This is a genomic window from Alteripontixanthobacter maritimus, from assembly GCF_003340475.1.
GTDB lineage: Bacteria > Pseudomonadota > Alphaproteobacteria > Sphingomonadales > Sphingomonadaceae > Alteripontixanthobacter > Alteripontixanthobacter maritimus.
In genome coordinates, this window is record NZ_QBKA01000002.1 from 1,514,345 (window position 1) to 1,531,158 (window position 16,814).

General features: G+C 63.1%; 17 protein-coding genes and 1 tRNA gene. 1 reads left to right on the forward strand and 17 read right to left on the reverse strand.

Annotated elements, in window-relative coordinates; genetic code table 11:
- Positions 1–15: 15 nt before the first annotated feature.
- From HME9302_RS07515 to HME9302_RS07560, 11 genes are all read right to left on the reverse strand, one after another.
- A complete protein-coding gene (locus HME9302_RS07515) occupies positions 16–306 on the reverse strand; it encodes a hypothetical protein (RefSeq protein WP_115366511.1) in 291 nt (96 codons plus the stop codon).
- A 38-nt stretch (positions 307–344) separates the two neighbouring features.
- Positions 345–2,285, reverse strand: coding sequence for a potassium transporter Kup (locus tag HME9302_RS07520; protein ID WP_115366512.1), 1,941 nt, complete (start codon positions 2,283–2,285; stop codon positions 345–347).
- A 128-nt stretch (positions 2,286–2,413) separates the two neighbouring features.
- A complete protein-coding gene (locus HME9302_RS07525; protein WP_115366513.1) occupies positions 2,414–3,076 on the reverse strand; it encodes a tetratricopeptide repeat protein in 663 nt (220 codons plus the stop codon).
- Positions 3,073–3,498, reverse strand: coding sequence for a cytochrome c-type biogenesis protein (locus tag HME9302_RS07530; RefSeq protein WP_115367568.1), 426 nt, complete (start codon positions 3,496–3,498; stop codon positions 3,073–3,075). The genes HME9302_RS07525 and HME9302_RS07530 overlap by 4 nt, the downstream gene beginning before the upstream one ends.
- A gap of 26 nt (positions 3,499–3,524) precedes the next feature.
- The gene (locus HME9302_RS07535) at positions 3,525–4,094 is read right to left on the reverse strand and encodes a DsbE family thiol:disulfide interchange protein (protein ID WP_230079914.1); all 570 of its coding nucleotides are present in this window, start codon (positions 4,092–4,094) and stop codon (positions 3,525–3,527) included.
- Positions 4,091–6,064 (reverse strand): heme lyase CcmF/NrfE family subunit, encoded by a 1,974-nt coding sequence (locus tag HME9302_RS07540; protein ID WP_115366514.1) that lies wholly within the window; start codon positions 6,062–6,064, stop codon positions 4,091–4,093. The genes HME9302_RS07535 and HME9302_RS07540 overlap by 4 nt, the downstream gene beginning before the upstream one ends.
- Positions 6,061–6,558, reverse strand: a complete 498-nt coding sequence (ccmE, locus tag HME9302_RS07545; RefSeq protein ID WP_115366515.1) for a cytochrome c maturation protein CcmE — start codon at positions 6,556–6,558, stop codon at positions 6,061–6,063. Before ccmE ends, HME9302_RS07540 begins: the two co-directional genes overlap by 4 nt.
- Positions 6,555–6,695 carry a hypothetical protein gene (locus tag HME9302_RS13280; protein ID WP_181815710.1) on the reverse strand — a complete coding sequence of 47 codons (141 nt, stop codon included), beginning with the start codon at positions 6,693–6,695 and terminating at the stop codon, positions 6,555–6,557. Before HME9302_RS13280 ends, ccmE begins: the two co-directional genes overlap by 4 nt.
- Entirely contained in the window at positions 6,695–7,441 is a 747-nt protein-coding gene (gene ccmC / locus HME9302_RS07550; protein WP_115367570.1) for a heme ABC transporter permease CcmC, read from the reverse strand. Before ccmC ends, HME9302_RS13280 begins: the two co-directional genes overlap by 1 nt.
- Positions 7,442–7,587: 146 nt before the next feature.
- Positions 7,588–8,655 (reverse strand): Glu/Leu/Phe/Val family dehydrogenase, encoded by a 1,068-nt coding sequence (locus tag HME9302_RS07555; protein WP_115366516.1) that lies wholly within the window; start codon positions 8,653–8,655, stop codon positions 7,588–7,590.
- Between the two features lie 91 nt (positions 8,656–8,746).
- Positions 8,747–8,823, reverse strand: a tRNA-His gene (locus tag HME9302_RS07560).
- A gap of 208 nt (positions 8,824–9,031) precedes the next feature.
- On the opposite strand from HME9302_RS07560, the gene HME9302_RS07565 reads away from it, so the two are divergent.
- The gene (locus HME9302_RS07565; RefSeq protein WP_115366517.1) at positions 9,032–9,661 is read left to right on the forward strand and encodes a prolyl hydroxylase family protein; all 630 of its coding nucleotides are present in this window, start codon (positions 9,032–9,034) and stop codon (positions 9,659–9,661) included.
- A gap of 169 nt (positions 9,662–9,830) precedes the next feature.
- Here the strand turns inward: HME9302_RS07565 and rpmE are convergent, their stop codons facing one another.
- The 6 genes from rpmE to HME9302_RS07595 all read right to left on the reverse strand — a co-directional run bounded on the left by rpmE (position 9,831) and on the right by HME9302_RS07595 (position 16,813).
- Positions 9,831–10,055: a 50S ribosomal protein L31 gene (gene rpmE, locus HME9302_RS07570; RefSeq protein WP_115366518.1), complete on the reverse strand. Its 225-nt coding sequence runs from the start codon at positions 10,053–10,055 to the stop codon at positions 9,831–9,833.
- A gap of 402 nt (positions 10,056–10,457) precedes the next feature.
- On the reverse strand, positions 10,458–10,898 hold the full coding sequence (gene fabZ / locus HME9302_RS07575) for a 3-hydroxyacyl-ACP dehydratase FabZ (protein ID WP_115366519.1): 441 nt from the start codon (positions 10,896–10,898) through the stop codon (positions 10,458–10,460).
- Positions 10,899–10,919: 21 nt separating this feature from the next.
- The gene (locus tag HME9302_RS07580; protein ID WP_115366520.1) at positions 10,920–11,597 is read right to left on the reverse strand and encodes an OmpH family outer membrane protein; all 678 of its coding nucleotides are present in this window, start codon (positions 11,595–11,597) and stop codon (positions 10,920–10,922) included.
- Entirely contained in the window at positions 11,597–14,359 is a 2,763-nt protein-coding gene (gene bamA / locus HME9302_RS07585) for an outer membrane protein assembly factor BamA (RefSeq protein WP_407641318.1), read from the reverse strand. Before bamA ends, HME9302_RS07580 begins: the two co-directional genes overlap by 1 nt.
- A gap of 157 nt (positions 14,360–14,516) precedes the next feature.
- On the reverse strand, positions 14,517–15,656 hold the full coding sequence (gene rseP / locus HME9302_RS07590) for an RIP metalloprotease RseP (protein ID WP_115366522.1): 1,140 nt from the start codon (positions 15,654–15,656) through the stop codon (positions 14,517–14,519).
- Positions 15,653–16,813, reverse strand: coding sequence for a 1-deoxy-D-xylulose-5-phosphate reductoisomerase (locus HME9302_RS07595; protein ID WP_115366523.1), 1,161 nt, complete (start codon positions 16,811–16,813; stop codon positions 15,653–15,655). The genes rseP and HME9302_RS07595 overlap by 4 nt, the downstream gene beginning before the upstream one ends.
- Position 16,814: the final 1 nt, after the last annotated feature.

The window sequence follows — 16,814 nt, forward strand, 5'->3', positions numbered from 1 at the left end:
AAGACTGAACTGAAGTCAGACCAATCCGACTGCCAACTGCGCCCATACGAGCAGGAAAACCGCTAGCGCCAACACCCCAATGCCGACCTTGAACAAGCGCCCGGAATCAAGGCGCGATGCCAGATCTAGAGCCGCGCACAGACCCATCAGCATTGCGCCCATGACGAGGAAATCCTCGGAGCCCCAGGCGACTTCGGCAGTAAATTGCATCGCGATTGCGGGTAGCAGCAGCAGGGTCGCCGCACCGATCCAAAGCCATACCCGCCAGGAAAAGTTCCGCGCAGGTTCCGCATAATTCAGGGTCATTGCCACGCTCCTTCACGTCTTCAGATGCGTATATCCTATCAAATCCGGACCTGAGATCCAAGTTCGACCACGCGGTTCGTTGGCAGGCGGAAGAACTCCATCGCGGTGGCCGCATTTCGCAGCATCCAGCTGAATATCTGTTCGCGCCAGATCGGCATACCCGGCTTGTCGCTAGGGAGCAGGGTCTGACGGCTGAGGAAGAAACTGGTCTGCATCATGTCGAACTGACCGCCGCAACGCTCCATGCTCTTCAAACCGAGCGGCACGTCGGTTTCCTCCATGAAGCCGTAATGCAGCACCGCGCGGTAGAACCCGTCCCCCAAATCATGCATCTCGCACCGCGCGTCGGGGTCCACATACGGCTCCTCCGCAATCAGCACGGTCAGGATGACTACGCGTTCATGCAGCACCTTGTTGTGCTTGATATTGTGCAGCAGCGCCGAGGGTACGCCGCCGGTTGCGCTGGACATGAAGATGGCCGTGCCGGGCACGCGGGTGGCGCTGTTCTTGGCCGATTTGGCGAAGATTTCCATCGGCAGCGCAACCTCGCTCATGCGCTCACGCATCAACTTACGCCCGCGCGCCCAGGTGGTCAGCAGAGTGAAGACAATTGCGCCGACCAGCAGCGGGAACCAGCCGCCATCGGGCACCTTGGTCAGATTGGCGAGGAAGTATGCGCCGTCCACGATCAGGAACAGCAACACCACGGGAATGGCGATCCATTTCTTCCACTTCCACACGCCCATCAGCAACACCGCCATCAGCAGCGTGTCTATAGTGACCGCGCCGGTCACCGCGATCCCGTAGGCGCTGGCGAGGTTGGAGGAGTTCTGGAACGTCAGCACCAGAATGATGACCGCGATCATCAGCGCCCAGTTGATCGACGGAATGTAGATCTGGCCCGCTTCCGTTTCGCTGGTGTGGCGGGTCGACAGGCGCGGGATAAAACCCAGCTGGATCGCCTGGTGGGTAATCGAAAACGCGCCGGAAATGACTGCCTGGCTGGCAATAAAGGTCGCCAGCGTGGCGAGGATGACCAGCGGCAGACGCAGGCTCTCAGGCGCCAGAATGAAGAACGGGTTCTGGATCGCCACATTGGCCGCCGCCGCATCCAGCCCCACGATCATTGCGCCCTGCCCAAAATAATTCAGGAGCAAGCACGGCATGACGAACCCGAACCAGCTTAGTTTCATCGGCCCGCGTCCGAAATGCCCCATATCGGAGTACAGCGCTTCCGACCCGGTCACCGCCAGCACCACGCTGCCCAGCGCGAGGAAGGCCAGCCAGCCGTCGATCAGGAAGAAATTGAGCGCATACCACGGGTTCAATGCCCACAATATCTCGGGATGCTGCACGATTTGGATCGTACCAAGCGTCGCGATGACGCAGAAATAGACGATCATGACCGGCGCAAACAGCGCCCCGACCTTGGCCGTGCCGCGTTTCTGCAGCACGAACAGGCACACCAACAGGACCAATGCGATCGGTATGACGAAGCGTTCGAGGTCCGGCCGCACCACTGTCAGCCCCTCCACCGCCGACAACACGGAAATGGCAGGCGTGATCATACTGTCGCCATAGAACAGCGAGGTGGCGAATACGCCCAGCAGCACCGTCAGCCAGCCATATTTCGATTTGCCCATATGCCGGCTGAGCAGCGCCACCAGCGCCAGGCTGCCGCCCTGCCCCTTATTATCCGCGCGCATCAGGATGCTGACATACTGGATGGAAACCACCAGCGTCATCGACCAGAAGATCAGGCTGACCACGCCCAGCACATGGGCCTCGTCGATGGCCAGACTATGCGCCCCGCGGAAGGTCTCGCGGAAGGCGTAGAGCGGGCTAGTCCCGATATCGCCGAACACCACGCCGATTGCGCCGACTGCCAGCGCGGTCTTGCCGGCCTTCTGCTTGTCAGGCGCGCCATGACCGCCCGCCGGCGGCGTTTCCATCTCTGGAGTCGCAGCCGTGTCAGTCATGGCAATAAGGGCGATTGGCGGTCATCGGCGTTGTGGCTTTCCCGTCCGGGCGCACCCCTGCTGGGAGGGATTGCGCGGTGGCGGCGGCGCTTAGCAGCAAGCCGCACCAGCGGCAACACGCGCGCAGATCATGGCCGCGTCGCGGGGCTATCACCTTGGGTTGGTGCTTGCGTGAACGCGATCAGCGCATCGAGCCGGGCGAGGCGCTGGAGCAGCTCACCGCGCCACTCCGCATCGGCTGGCGCGGTTTCCAGCAGATCCGCCCATAACTGCCGGGCGGCGGCGGGGTCGCCTTTACGGATCAAGGCTACGCCCGCGAAATAAGCGGCCCCGGGATGGGCGGGATCGCTTGCTTCGGCGCGGGCGAAAGCATGGCGTGCGGCGGGTGTGATCTGACCATCCGCATGGCCCACCAGCGCGTTTGCGAGCGCCAGCCATGCCTCCGTGTTGCCGGGCCGTTCGCGCACTTCGCGGCGCAGCAGTCCGGCGGCGGTTTCATACTGGCCGCGCCGGGCAAAACCATCCGACAGAATGATGTTGCGCGAAGGAGTGGCCCCGCGGCTGAACATGGCCCGCCGGGCAGCCACCATGCCTTCACCATCGACCGGAGCGGCCAGGTCTTGCTGTGCAGGCGCACCGGCGCGGCCGGGCTGCCCCTGCCAGGCATATCCGGCAAGTCCGAATACCAGCGCAGCGGCAAAAATCGTCCATACCGCCTTGGGCAGCCGCAGCAGCAGGATCGCGCCGGCCATGGTGACGACCAGCAGGAGGATGAGAGGCAGCCAGATCACGTTCGCTCGTCCCTGCGCGCGCGTCGAACGCTCAATCGGCGGCGCAAGAGCATCCCCGCCAGCAGGATCAGGATCAGCGGGATGGCAAATAGCGGCCAGGTGCTCGCGCGCACGACCGGGGCATAGCTGATGTAGTCGCCATAACGATCGACCAACCACTCGCGCACCTGTTCCGGGCTGTCCCCGCTCTCGATCCGTTCGCGCACGATACTGCGCATATCGCCGGCGAGCGGCGCGTCGCTATCCGCGATCGACTGGCTCTGGCATTCGACGCACCGAAGCGTTTCCATCAAATCGCGAGCCTCGGCCTCCTGCGCGGGATCGGCCAGTTGCGTGTCGGCGTACGGCGCAGTGGACGGCGCGGATTGAGCGCCGAGGGGCACGGAAGTCACCAAAAGCAGCGACATTAACAAACCCGCCATTCGAACGGTCGGAGATTGCGCAATGATCATCGCCCAGCCTCGCGCAATTTGGCGAGCAGCACGGCCACATCACCCTCGCGGATTTCACCGATATGCTGATGGGTAATCACTCCCTTACCATCGACCACGAACGTCTCCGGTACGCCGCTCGCGCCGAGGGCAAGCTGGACTTGCGACCGTTCGTCGAGAGCGACCGCTTCGAACGGATTGCCATGGCGTTCAAGAAATCGGGCCGCGTCCTCACGCTTGTCGCGGATGGCCACGCCGACGATTTTAGCACCGGCGGCCTGCAATTCCTCCAGCCGGGGCGCTTCGGCAATACAGGGCGCGCACCAGCTGGCCCAGATATTGACGAGCCGCGGGGTGCCGTCGGACAGCATCGCGCTATTGAAACCCATGCTGCCTTCCAGCACCGGCGGCAAATCCAGCGCAGGCACAGCCTTTCCGACCATCGCGCTTTCCACAAAGGGATTGCGCGGTTCAGCGAGCCGCCACGTCGCCAGCACCAGAAAGCCGACGAATACCGCCAACGGTAGCCAGACATACCAGCGCGTCAGCATGATGCTGCTCATGCGCCCACGCCCGCCCCCGCTCATGCCAATGCCTCCTCATCTGCGCGCCGGTCGGCTATTCTGCGCCGGATGTATCGTTGCCGCGCTTCGACGCCGAGCCTGCCGATCAGCGCCAGCAATCCACCCAGCGCGACCAGAATCCCACCGAGGAAGATCATGGTGACAAATGGCTTCCACCACACGCGCACCTGCCACACGCCCGGTTCCGTCTGGCGGCCCAGCACCGCGTAAAGCTGCCCGTTCCAGCGTGTGATCAGCGCGCTTTCGGTGGTTTCCTGAACCGGCGCAAAAAACGTGCGGGCCTGCGGTGCCGCGATGACCGGCTCGCCGGCCTTGTACCGGGCCGCCATCCGCCCTTCCATGGCAGTCCAGTTCGGCCCCGCAACCGGCTCCACCCCGTCGAGCCTCACGGACCACGGGCCGACAGTGGTGGTTTCGCCATTGCGAAGCGACGCAAGCCTTTCCAGCGCAAACGCGCTGTCGCTTGCCATGCCGAACAGCGCCACGGCGATGCCGAAATGAGCGACCATCATGCCCCATGTCGCCAGCTTGACGCGCAGGATGTTGCGCCCGGCAAGCGGCGCGAAACTGCCGATGGCGAGCCCTGCGGCAAGACCGATCCCCAGCGCCGAAAGCATGCCCGCGCCCAACGCCAGCGCTGTCACCAGAGCGGCTATCGCGATGACGCCGACGAGCACCAGCGGTTTGCTCGACCGTTCCAGCCGGTCTCGCCGCCAGCGCAGCAGCGGGCCCACCGCCATGATTGCCACCATGGGCAGTGCGAAAATCGCGCTCACGGGGTTGAAATATGGCGGACCCACGCTGACCCGCACGCCGAACGCCTCGGTCAATAACGGATAGAGCGTGCCGAACAGCACGATGCCGAGCAGCGCGGTCAGCATCAGATTGTTGAACACCAGCGCGCCTTCGCGGCTGACGGCATTGAACCGCTGCCCTTCGTTGATTGCGCCCGCCCGCACCGCGAACACCGCCAGTGCACCGCCGATATAGATAGCCAGCAGCGCGAGGATGAAACTGCCGCGTTCGGGATCGACGGCAAAGGCATGGACACTGGTCAGCACGCCGGAGCGGACGAGGAAGGTGCCGACCATGCTCATCGAAAAGGCGATGACTGCCAGCATCATTGTCCAGGCGCGCAGGGCGTCCCGCTGGGCCAATACGCTTACCGAGTGCAGCAGCGCAGTCGCCGCCAGCCATGGCATCAGCGAGGCGTTCTCTACCGGGTCCCAGAACCACCAGCCGCCCCAGCCAAGCTCGTAATAGGCCCAGTAACTTCCCGCCACGATACCCGCCGTCAGGAAGATCCACGCGCCCAGCACCCATGGCCGCATCGCGCGGGCGAAATCAGGCGTGACCTGCCGTGTCAGCAACGCGCCCACGGCAAAGCTGAACGCCACCGATAGGCCAACATAACCGATGTACAAAGTGGGCGGATGGAAGGCGAGGCCGATGTCCTGCAGCAGCGGATTGAGTCCCAGCCCCTCCGGCACGGCCACCGCCAGCCGTGCAAACGGATTGCTGCTGAAGAGCAGGAACGCGTAAAACCCCAGCGCCACGAACCCTTGCGCCGCCAGCACCGCCTGCATCGTGCGTTCGGGGAGGCGCCGCTCCAGCCCGGCGATCAGCGCGCCGGACAGGGCCATCACCGTCACCCACAACAGCATGCTGCCTTCGTGATTGCCCCACGTGCCGGCCAGCTTGAAGATGAACGGTTTGGCGGAATGCGAATTGGCTGCAACCAGCGCCACGGACAAATCCGTGCGCACGAACAGCCACAGCAGCATGGCGAAGCTGAACGCCGCCAGCGCGCCCTGCATGATGGCGGCGGGCCGGGCTATAAGCGCCAGCGCCCCGCCCGTTATTTCATCCGCCGCTTCGCCCGAAGTCCGAACCGACAGCGCACCGCTGACCAGTTGGAGAAGAGACAGCGCGGCCGCCAGCCACAGCGCCGCAAGACCGAGTTCGGCAATCACGGGACGTTCGCTGACTGCGCGGGGGCCGTTTCCGTATCCGCAACCACGGCGCGGGCCTGCGCGGCGGTCATCTCCTCCAGCTCGCGCGGCACATAATTCTCGTCATGTTTGGCGAGCAGCGTTTCGGCGACGAATGTGCCGTCCGCCGCCAACCGCCCGTCGGCAACCACGCCGGATCCCTCCACGAACAAGTCGGGCAGGATCCCGGCGTAGCGAACCGGCACGGCCTGCCCGGTGGCATCGGCCCCGTCATCCACCAGGAACGTCACCGTCACGCCGTCTGCTTCCGTATCCAGCGACCCTTCGCGGACCATGCCGCCGAGCCGGACATTGCGCCCCGGCTCCGGCGGATCGGACAGCATCTGGCCCGGCAGGTAGAAATAGCTCGCCTCGCTGCGCAAGGCCCATGCCGCGACCAGCGCCGCCACGATCAGCAAAACAGCCGCGAGCCCGCCCAGCACGAGGCGCTGGTGTTTGGGTTGGAGCGTGCTCATCCGCGGCGGCTTTCCGCGCGCCTTGCCTCGGCCCGACGCATCGCCAGCCAGCTCCATACGACCAGCGCCAGCGTCCCACCGATGCCGATGAGATAGCTCGCCAGCACGAAGACCGACGGGTCCAGCCCCTCCCGCATCAAGTCGCTCCTGCTTCGAGGTCGGATGGCGCGCGCTGCGCTCTACGCCGCAAACGCGCTTCCACCTGCACTTGGGCGAGCATCGTCCGCATCCGCACGAGCACTACGCCTGCGAACAACAGCGAAAAACCGACCGTCGCCACCAGCAACGGCACCAGAAATTCAGCGTCGATCGCGCTTTTGCCCATGGTGATGCTGGGCGGCTGGTGAAGCGAATTCCACCACACCACGCTGCGGTTGATGATCGGTATATTGACTGCCCCGACCAGTCCAAAAATGGCCGGGATGCGCGCGCTTGCGCCCTCGCGGGCTACCGCACCGGACAAGGCAATATAACCGAAATAGAGGAACAATAGCACCAGCATCGACGTAAGGCGGCCGTCCCAGACCCACCATGTCCCCCATGTCGGGCGGCCCCAGATGGACCCGGTGACAAGGCAGATCGCGGTAAACACCAGCCCAGGCACCGCGGCAGCTCGCGCGGCCAGATTGGCGAGTGGATGGCGCCAGACGAGGAATGCTAGACTCGATACCGCAATCGCCGCCCAGCCGCCCATGCCCAGCCAGGCCGCGGGCACATGGACAAACAATATCCGCACCGTTTCGCCCATCAGCCGGTCGGGCGGAACCACGAAATACCCCCACGCCAGCGCGCCTGCGGTCAGTATCAGGCCGAGCGCGAGCAGCAGCGGCGTAAGCCAGCTGGCGAGGCTCAGGAACCGTGTGGGATTGGCGAAACCATGCATGTGTCTAACGCGTTCTGCCTTGCCATCAGCCGCCCCGAACCGCAAGCTGAGCGCGGTTGCAATTGGTGCAATTGCCGATGCGGTTAACGGAGCGTGCCTGTCTGCCCAGACCGCAAATCGCAGAGCGATGGCGAATCGCCGGCAGTTCACCCCCGACCGATCAGCTCCTGTGCCATGCGGTCCGAAACCATGTCGGCAGGCTCCCCACTCGCTTCGCTCTTGCGCCAGATATCGGTCAGGCGACCGGGAATCTGTGCCAGGCGCTTGCGAACTTCGTTGATGTCGCAAGGTTGCCCGTGCTGGGCACACAGATATTCCAGCGTGACGGAAATGATCCCGCCTGCATTGATGACGTAATCAGGCGCATATAAAATACCGCGATCGTGGAGCCGTTTGCCGTCCGCCGCGCGGGCAAGCTGGTTGTTCGCCCCGCCCGCGACGATCGCGCAATCCAGCCGCGCTATGCCGTCCTCATCGAGGATCGCGCCGAGTGCATTGGGGCTGAATACATCGCACGAGACGCCGAGGATCGCGTCCGCTTCCACAGTCTGCGCGTCCAGTTCGGTAGCCAGCGTCCGCGCCCGGTCCATGTCGATATCGGACAATGTCAGCTTCGCACCGTCTTTCGCGAGCAGTTTCGCGACGCCGCCGCCGACGCTTCCGGTGCCCTGGATGGCAATGTGCACACCCTCTACGCTATCCTTGCCCAACTTGTGCTGCACCGCCGCCTTGATGCCATGATAAATGCCCATCGCGGTGAACGGGCCGGGATCGCCGCCCGCATCGCCAGCCTCTTCCACCGGCAGGCCGGACACGTATTTCGTCCGCTGCGACACGGCGACCATGTCCGCCTCGCTGATGCCGACATCCTCGGCGGTCACATACCGTCCGCCCAAGGCATTCACAGCATCCCCGAATGCCGCAAGCAGCTCGGGCGATTTGGCGCTGCCTTCATCGGCGAGGATCACAGCCTTGCCGCCACCCATCGGCAGGCCGGCCATGGCGTTCTTGTAACTCATCCCGCGGCTGAGGCGCAGCGCATCGCGCATTGCGGCTTCGGGCTGGGCGTAATGCCAGAAGCGCGTGCCGCCTGCGCCGGGGCCGAGATGTGTGGAATGCAGGGCGATGATCGCGGTCAGCCCACTCGCCGGATCGCGGACGAGCTGCACAAGCTCGTGATCGTCGTAATCGGGCTGCGCCCAAAAGGCTGTCATGCGACCGGATCCTTCATCCCTGCACGCAGGATTGCGTGGGAAAAACCATACGCGCGCAAATGCGCGTCGAAGCCAGGGGCGAGGAGAAAAATGGGGCGATCGAGGGGTCTTGAACCCCCGACCTCCGGTACCACAAACCGGCGCTCTAACCAACTGAGCTACGATCGCCACACGCCCCGGCAGGCGTATTGCCGTGGGCTGATATACGTCAGGATGGTGCGGTCAAGCAGCCAATCCCGAGCGGACGCGCCAATTGCACACACGCCCCCAAATGGGAAGGGAAAACTGCGCAGGTGCTGTTCTTGCGCAAGAAAATTTCGTGGCCCCACAAATGCTTCACCTTTGCAGGGGGCGAGTCCGACGGTAACGTGGCCACATGAACGCAGCTGGCGAATCCTCCGTCGAACGGCTCGCCGGGTCTGGTATGCAGCGCGTACCGACAGACCGGCTGGACCTGTTGCAGCAGCGCGACTTCCTTTCACCCGAACACTGTGCCGACCTGATTGCGTTGATCGATACGGGCCGCCGCCCCTCCACCATCGCGGATGATAATGGCGACGCCTATTTCCGGACCAGCGAAACCTGCGATCTGGATGCGGGCGATCCGGCGGTCGAGCGGCTTGAGGCGCTGTTGCTGGCGCTGAACGGGATCGACCCCGCACATGGCGAACCCGTACAGGGCCAGCGCTATGCAGTGGGACAGGAATTCAAACCGCACACGGACTATTTCGCGCCCGACGGGCAGGACTATGCCCGCTTCTGTTCCGTCGCCGGACAACGCAGCTGGACATTCATGATCTATCTCAACGACGTGGAAGCCGGCGGCGGCACGCGCTTCAAGACGATCCGGAAAACCATCCATCCCGAAGCCGGCAAGCTGCTATGCTGGAACAATCGCCGCGTCGATGGCCGAGTCAACCCCAATACCCTCCATCACGGGATGAAGGTACGCAAGGGCACGAAATACGTGATTACCAAGTGGTACCGGGAACTGCCGTGGGGGTAGCACCCGGCGACTGGTCTAGAAAGCGCATTACAGACTGCTATTTGGCGGCATAGATATTGCGAAAAGACAGGCGTATTCGCAAACGAAAAAAGGCGGCCCCGTCGGACCGCCTTTCCCTTTCCGGTCCGAAGACCGGTCAGCCCAGAAATCTGGAAACTGGTGAAACTGATTATTTCTTGAGCGAAAGCCCGCCGAAACGCTTGTTGAACTGCGCAACACGGCCGCCTTCCTGAATCTGCTGCTTGCCGCCAGTCCATGCCGGGTGGCTGGTGGGGTCGATGTCGAGCGTCATGGTGTCGCCCTCCTTGCCCCAGGTCGAGCGGGTCTGGAATTCGGTGCCGTCGGTCATCTTGACGTTTATGACGTGGTATTCGGGATGCGTATCGGCCTTCATGGCTTTGGTCCTTCATAGCATTCGCCCGGTACCGACCGGGCTCGCTGTGTATTGGGAAAGGCGCGCGTCTAGGCGGACGCGGCGGTTTTGGCAATAGTTTGTTGAGCCTCAAGCGGCGGCGGGTGTTTTTGTTTAGACCCTGCGGGCGGAACCCATCCGGGTTCCTTGCTTCCTCGCATAAGCTCGGACGGCCGTTCGGCCCCTTCGACAGGCTCAGGACATGCTTGCCGTTTGCTGGTCGCAAACGGGATAAGCGTTACCCTCGCAATCTTGGGCCCGGTTCCAGGTCACGGCAGTCATAGGCCCAAAGGGCCGCCCGCAGCGCGAAGCGCGAGGATAGTCTAAGGGAGCGGACGCGACCGCCGGCGCTTGAGGCTAATCAAAAAACACCACCACCAACCCTCACGCGATCATCGCGGTGAAGTTCACCTCGCATGTCGTCTTCCCGTTCACGCTTGCCTCGCCGTTGAACTTGCAGACCTTAGCTCGTTTCTGAATGAAGCTGGCCTTGAGATCGAGCAGACAGCCGGGTTCCACCGGGGCGCGGAACTTGGCGTTTTCGATAGCCATGAAATAGACTAGCTTGCCTGTTCCGGCGAGGCCGAGGGTTTCTACCGCGAGAATACCCGCCGCCTGGGCCAGCGCCTCAATCTGGAGGACGCCGGGCATGATCGGGCGGCCGGGGAAGTGGCCCTGGAAGAACCCTTCGTTGAACGACACCGCCTTGACCGCGTGGATGCTCTCATCGACGATCAGGTTCTCTACCCGATCGACCAGCAGCATCGGATAGCGATGCGGCAATGCTTCCAGCACCTTCGCCGTGTCGTAAACGGTATCGCTCATACTTCCCCCAGGACCGACGTTTTAGCGGCCGGTGGGAGCTGGCGCGGGTGTAGGCTGCTGGGCCTGCGCGGCGGCAGCGGCGGCCTGCTGTTCGCGAATTTCGCGCGGCAGCCAGCCAGCGGGCGGAACCAGCTGCGCTGTAGGGAGCAGCGTGTTCAGCTCGTTGATAATGTCCTGCGTGATATTGTAGGGGCTCTCGGCATAAATCACCGCGCCGTTGCTGGCATCGAGCAGCAGCGTGATGTTCTTCTTCGCCATGGCCGCCTTCATCGCGGTGTCCAGCTGCTCGCGGATCTGTTCGCCAACATAGGCTTGGCTCAGCTGCACGGGCTGAAGGATGGTCTGCAATTCGCGCTGTCCGGCCTGCTCGATCTGCTGGATCTGGGCGGCCTGCTGCTGCAACTGGGCGTTGGCGACACCGGCCTGCTGGTCGGCCTGCAGCTTTGCGTAAAGCGGCTGCAACTGAGCCGAGATTGCCGACTGGCGGGCGTTCGCCTGGTCGATCTGCGGCTTGTAAGTCGTCTGGCGCTGTTCGGCAGCGACGCGGATGGCGGCGCTTTGCTGAACGACTGCGGGCAGGTTCACCACGGCGATACCGGGCGTTACGGCCTGCGCGGCGGCAGGAGCCATAGCCATCGGGGCGGTCAGTGCTGCGGCTGCCAGACCGGCGGCCAGCGCCGGCTTCAGAAATTTCATCATCAGAATTGCGTTCCTACGTTGAATGTAAACAGTTTGGTGTCGTCACCCGGCTGGCTTTTCAGCACCTTGGCTACGTCGATCCGGAATGGCCCGAAAGGCGAATTCCAGTTGACGCCGATCCCCACCGAAACGCGCGGGCTGGCGCTGTCGCCCAGGAACACTTCCTGGAATGGCAGCGCGATTTGGCGCTGCGCTGGGTCGAGCGGATTGCCCATGGCATCCGTCGGATCGGTCGTGAAGGTCGGAGGCTGGTCCCCTACGCCAGGCAGGATGAACAGCTGATTGCCATCGGCATCGAACTGGTTGGCGAGGATCCCTTCCGGGAACGGACTGACGTTCAGCACCGGGTCGGTCACACTGAACAAGGCACCGACATCGACGAAGATCGAAGGCCGCAGCCCCAGCTCGCTCGCCCCGCTGCCGAGCGGGATTTCCAGCTCCGCGCGGCCGAGATAATAGGCGTTGCCGCCAATCGCATCGTCGGAAACGAGATCTTCGTCGGTAATGACTTCGGGAATGCCGTCGCCATCGGTATCGCGCAATGGCTGGCGGATGACACGCGGTCCCACGCCGCGAATGTCGAACCCGCGGAACTGCGGTTCGCCAAGGAAGAACCGGTCGGTCAGGCGAACATCATCGACGCCAGCTCCCTCGCGGTCCTCGAAGCCCTTGATCGCGCCCCCTTCCGCCTGAAGCGAGAAAATAAAGCCGCCGCCGACGTTGAAGTATTGCGCAATCTTGCCCTTGATCCGGGCGTAATTGGTATCCCCGCCGAGACCCGCATATTCCGCCGTCAACGATACGCTGCGTCCGGAACTCGGCCGGAAACGGTTGTTCAGCGTTTCATGCACCACCGTCGCGCCGAGAATGGATGACAGGCGGTTGCCGAGCGTGTCGCACAGATAACGGCCTGCGCGAATGGGATCGCAGGTTGCGATGCCATCCCCGTCGAGGTCGCTGAAGAACTGGCTCTCGTCGAGGCTGATCTGGTCGTAGTTCAGCGTGTAGCTGCCGACCAGAGACATATACTCGCTCAAAGGCACGCCGACCCGCGCCTGAAAGCCGGTCGTCGCCTGCGAGAATGTCGTGGAATTGTCGTTCCGGAAATTGAAGCTGCTGAGATCGCGCCGGTACACATCCACGCCGGCCGAGATGTTCCGGTCGAACAGATAGGGGTCGGTGAAGCTCAACTGCGCCGCACGCGAGAAGCGCGAATAATTGACGCTGGCACCCAGTGTCTGGCCCCGCCCGCGGAAGTTACGCTGGCGGATCGAGGCGGACAGCAGGAAGCTTTCGATGGAGGAGAACCCGGCCGACAGCTGCAATTCGCCGGTCGGCTTCTCTTCCACGTTGGCTTCCAGGATAATGCGGTCGGGCGCGCTGCCTTCGACCTGCGTGATCTCGAAATTTTCCTGGAAGTAACCCAGCGACTTGATGCGGTTGCTGGAGCGTTTGACCTGCAGCGAGTTGAACGCATCGCCTTCCGCCACGCGGAATTCGCGGCGGATGACCTTGTCCTGCGTCAGCGTGTTGCCGTTGACGTCAATGCGCTCGACATAAACGCGCGGCGCCTCGCGCAGCACGAACGTCACGTCCATTTCGCGGTTTTCGCGGTCCCGCTCGATACGCGGCGATACGTCGGCAAAGGCATAGCCGAACGTTCCGGCCAGCTCGCTGAAATTCTCTACCGTGTCTTCGACGGTCTTGGCGTTGTACCAGTCGCCCTGCTTGATCGCCAGGCCGCTGCTCATCCGGTCGCTGTCGAAATCGCGCAGCTGGCTTTCGACGTTCACGTCGCCGAATTTGTAGCGTTCGCCTTCCTCCACCACATAGGTGATGATGAAGTCCTTCTTGTCCTGCGTCAGCTCTGCCACGGCTGATACGACGCGGAAGTCGGTATAGCCTTCGGTGAGATAGAACTGGCGCAGCCGCTGCTGGTCGAAGGCAAGACGGTCGGGATCGTAGCTCGTGTTGCTGGACAGGAAGCTGGTCAGCCGGGCCTGCTTGGTCAGCATTTCGCCGCGCAGCTCGCCGTCGGAAAACTTCTCGTTGCCGATAATGTTGATCTGGCGGACCTTGGACTTGGGCCCCTCCTCGATTTCGAACACGATATCGACGCGGTTCTGGCCAAGCTGCACCATCTTGGGTTCGACAGTGGCAGCGAACCGGCCCTGGCGTTTGTACAGTTCGATAATGCGGGCGACGTCGGCGCGCACTTTCGACCGGGTGAAGATCTGCCGCGCGGTCAGCTTGATCTCGGGCAGGATCTTGTCGTCCTTGATCCGCTTGTTGCCTTCCAGCACTATGCGGTTGACGACCGGGTTCTCGGTCAGCGTGATTAGCACCGCGCCGTTGTCATTGCGGACATCGTAGGTGGCGAACAATTCGGTCGCCGCCAGTTCCTTCAATGTCTGGTCGCCGCGTTCCTGCGACCATACCTGGCCGGGGCGCAGGGTGATGTAGGACAGGATTGTCTGCGGCTCCAACCGCTGCGCACCGGATACCGAGATCGTACGGATCACATCGGATTGCTGCGCCGTCGCCGGTGTCTGCTGGACCGCCGTCCGACCGGAAGGCTGCGCAGTTTGCGTCGCCGCATCGGCATCGCCTGTATCCTGCGCCAGAGCCATAACCGGCATGCAGGCAAGCGCCGTACCGCCGAGCAGAACGCCGAACAAACGCGAGTTGCGCGAGATGCGATGCGCACCGGAATCGACCGAAGTGGTTTCAGGCGGCATGGCTTCTAAATTCCGTCCACTCATAAAGCGTGGCTCTCCGTGAAATTCATTCGCGCGGATGTGTCCTGCCCCGGTCCCGCCCGCCGCGCCGGGGAGAGGTGCGCCCCTTGCCCGATGCGCCCGCCACTATCAAGCGGTGCGCCCCGTCAAGGGAAGCGATTTATCCCCGCCTCCCGGCCCGTCAGGCGCCGAACCAGGGGATCGTGATGATGTCGTTCACCGTCACGAAGATCATCAGAGTCAAAACCACTACCACCCCCCCGCGATAGGCCAGCTCCATACCTTTTTCGCCGACGGGCTTCCTGCGGATTGCTTCGGCCGCGTAAAATGCCAGATGCCCACCGTCGAGCGCGGGGATTGGCAGCAGGTTAATGAATGCCAAGTTAAGCGAGATGAGCGCCGCGAACCAGACAAACGCCTGTGTGCCCCGGCTGAGCTGCTCGCCGGAAAATTTCGCGATTTTGAGCGGCCCGCCCAATTCGCGGACCGAGCGATCGCCGGTGACGATCTGCTTGATCCCGGTGACCATCATGACCGTCATATCAACCGTTTGGCTATATGCGATCGATGCGGCCTCGCCCACCCCCACGGGCACCATTTCAGCCTCGATCGGAGCGGATTCCACACCGATCCGGCCAATCTTACTTTCGTTGCCGAACTCGTCCTTCTCCATCGTCGCGCCGATGGTAACCGGCAGGTCGAATGTGCGGCCATCGCGGTCGAGCGTAATGTCGATCGTTTCGTTCGGGTAGAACACGATGCGCTTCACCACATCGCGGAAATCCGCCACTTCCTCGCCATCGATGGCGACGATGCGGTCGCCGATCTGCATCCCGGCTTCGCGTGCCGGGCTGGTTTCGGCAAACGCGGCGACGCTGGTCTGTTCATCGAGATTGGTCGGCACCGCCTTACCGTAGATCAGCGCGAACCCGGCGAAGATCGCCAGCGTAATGATCAGGTTCGTGGCCGGTCCCGCGAACACGATGAGCGCGCGCTTCCACAAGGCCGCGTATTGAAAAGCGCCCTGACGGTCCTCCTCCGTCATCGCGGCAGCCGCTTGCGCATCGGGAATGCTGGCGGGATTCATGTCGCCGCGAAACTGGACATAACCGCCCAGCGGCAGCGCGGAAAGCTTCCACCGGGTGCCGCGTTTGTCGGTAAAGCCCGCCAGTTCCTTACCGAAGCCCACCGAAAACGCATCCGCGCCAACACCGAACATCCTGCCGACCAGGTAATGCCCGAATTCGTGCAACGTCACGAGCGGGCCGAGAATCAACAGGAAGCCGGCGATGTAGAACCAGAAGGGCGGCGATTCGATCAAGCGTAAGTCTCCAAGGCGGTTTCGGCGCAGGCACGAGCCTCGGCATCGACGGCGAGGACTGCGTCCAGCGTCGTCGGCGGGGTCAGCGACAGGCGTTCCAGGGTCTCCGCCACTGTTACGGTAATATCTGTGAACCCGATCTTACCGGCGAGAAACGCCGCCACCGCTACCTCGTTTGCCGCATTGAGGATCGCCGGAGTCGCCCCGCCCGCATTGGCGGCATTGCGCGCCAGTTTTGTGGCCGGGAACCGCTCTTCATCTGGCGCAAAAAAGCTTAGTTCCCCGATGGTTGCCAGATCCAGCGGAGCCATCGGCGTATCCATCCGGGCAGGATGCGCAAGGCAGGATGCGATCGGCACGCGCATGTCGGACGGCCCGAGCTGGGCCAGCGTGGACCCGTCGCGATATTCCACCATGGAATGAATCACGCTTTGCGGGTGGACCACGATGGCTAGCCGGTCGAGCCCTACCGGGAACAGGTGGTGCGCCTCGATAAACTCCAGCCCCTTGTTCATCATGGTGGCGGAATCGACGCTGATCTTGGCGCCCATATCCCAATTGGGATGCGCCACCGCTTCTGCCGGAGTGGTCGCGGCAAGCTCGGCCAGCGTTTTCGTACGCAGCGGGCCGCCGCTGGCAGTCAGCGTGATGCGGGCCACGTCGGCAATGTCGTTCCCGGCCAGGCACTGGAAGATGGCGTTGTGTTCGCTATCGACCGGCAGCAGGGTTGCGCCGTTCCTCGCCACGGCAGCGGTCATCACCTCGCCTGCAGAAACCAGCGCTTCCTTGTTGGCGAGCGCGATCGTGCGGCCCTGTTCGATGGCGGCCATGGTCGGGGCAAGGCCCGCGCAGCCGACGATGGCGGCCACAACGATATCGGCAGGACGGGTGGCCGCCTCGCACAGCGCTTGGTTGCCGCCAGCCGCCTCGATCCCGCTGTCCGCCAGCGCGTCGCGCAGTCCGGGCAGGCAGCTTTCCTCGGCCACTACCGCGCATTCAGCATTAAATTCGCGCGCCAGCTTCGCCAGTTCCGCTGCGCTGCAATTTGCGGTCAACGCGACCACCCGCCAGCTCTTGGGCGAGCGGCGCACGAGGTCCAGCGTGGACGCGCCAACCGATCCGGTTGCGCCGAGGATCGTAATCGAACGAGGTGTCATG